We start from the raw sequence: 1,517 nt of genomic DNA on the forward strand, positions 1-1,517 counted from the left end.
CCTTTTTACAGGAGGATGCCTGGAACAAAGTTCCGGTTTAAATGAAAAAAACGGAACCGAAACGACCAAAGAAGTGAACAGTGACGGAAACACTTCAACCGGTCATCTGAAAACCGAAGCAGTAAATCTTTCCGGTTTTGAGGCTGAGAACTCATCACTTGCAGGGAATTACAGTCTTGATGCTCTTGATATAGAACTAAAAGCTCCACAGTATGAACTTCCCTTGCAAGAATCCGATATTACTAATTATGGAAAGTTCTCTCATAAATTTCTGACCGATGAAGCAGCTCAAGAGAAACTGAAAGAAAACGGATTTGTTGTTATTTCCAACCCTTACAATCCAAAGGAAGATGATATTACTGCTATGTATAACAGCCTTGAAAACGAAGGGCAATTGATTTTCATAACTTCGGATACGCTTCTTCACCTCTACCATGTCCAGTTTGATGACAGTATGAGCCAGATCGAGCAAAATAAGTTATACGACCTTTTGTGGGGACTTGATAAAGCCCTGCTTAATGCATCTGTGGAGGATTATAATAGAGCTTCAGGGGAAGAGAAGGAAGCCGCAAAAAGAAACGCAGCCTATTTCTCAGTTGCTTTGAGCCTGCTCCAGCCCAGAGATGAACAAATAAAGGAGATAACGGATCCTTACGGCCCTGAAGCAGGAGTATACTTTGACCCTGCAGCAAAAGAGAAATATCAGTTCGTGATTCCTGAGTTTGTAAAAAAAGACGTTGAAGCCGAACTTGCTCTTATCGAAGCTCACCAGGGTTTTGAACTTTCTCCGATTTTCAAATATAAGGAAGACTATTCTCAGTACATACCGCGTGGTCACTATACTCGCTCTGAAGTACTGCAAAACTATTTCAAGGCGTTTATATGGCACGGCAGAATGAGCATGCTGCTCAACGAGAAATTGATCGAATCGGAAGACCCTGCAAAAGATGCCCGCATCCAGACTACACAGGCAGGCCTGATAACTTCCCAGCTAGGAAACTATCCCGATCTCTTCAATAAATGGAACCGGATCTATATGATTACTGCCTTTTATGTGGGCATCTCTGATGATCTCGGACCTTACGAATATACGGAAGCAATGGAATCGGTGTTTGGAAACGGGTCAAGGAACTTTAACACAACAACAATAGAAGAGCTGAAAGTGAAGCTTGCCGGATATCGGAGCCCGGAGATTTATGGCGGTACTGGAAGCGGAGCCCATGATCTCATTCTAACGGCTGAGCAGGCCGATAAACTCCTTGATGATACAAAAGGCTTCAGGTTCATGGGACAGCGTTTTATCCCTGATTCTTATATTTTCTCCAGGCTTATCGGTTCTTATACTAATGAGTACACTGGAAGTCAGGAGAAATTGCCTTTCACCTATAGAGCTTCCGAATATGGAAACAACAGAGGTTTCCCTCGCGGACTTGATGCTATGGCTCTGCTGGGCTCGAAAAGAGCTGTTTACTGGCTTGATGAACTGAACGATTCCAGTTATAAAAATTACAGTCTTC

Annotated in this window: 1 protein-coding gene; it reads left to right on the forward strand. The window is 43.0% G+C overall.

Annotated features, from left to right (window positions below):
- The coding region (locus ASJ81_RS12510; protein WP_141241707.1) for a DUF3160 domain-containing protein at positions 1–1,517 on the forward strand (1,517 nt) is incomplete at both ends.

The sequence above is a fragment of the Methanosarcina spelaei genome, assembly GCF_002287235.1.
Lineage (GTDB): Archaea > Halobacteriota > Methanosarcinia > Methanosarcinales > Methanosarcinaceae > Methanosarcina > Methanosarcina spelaei.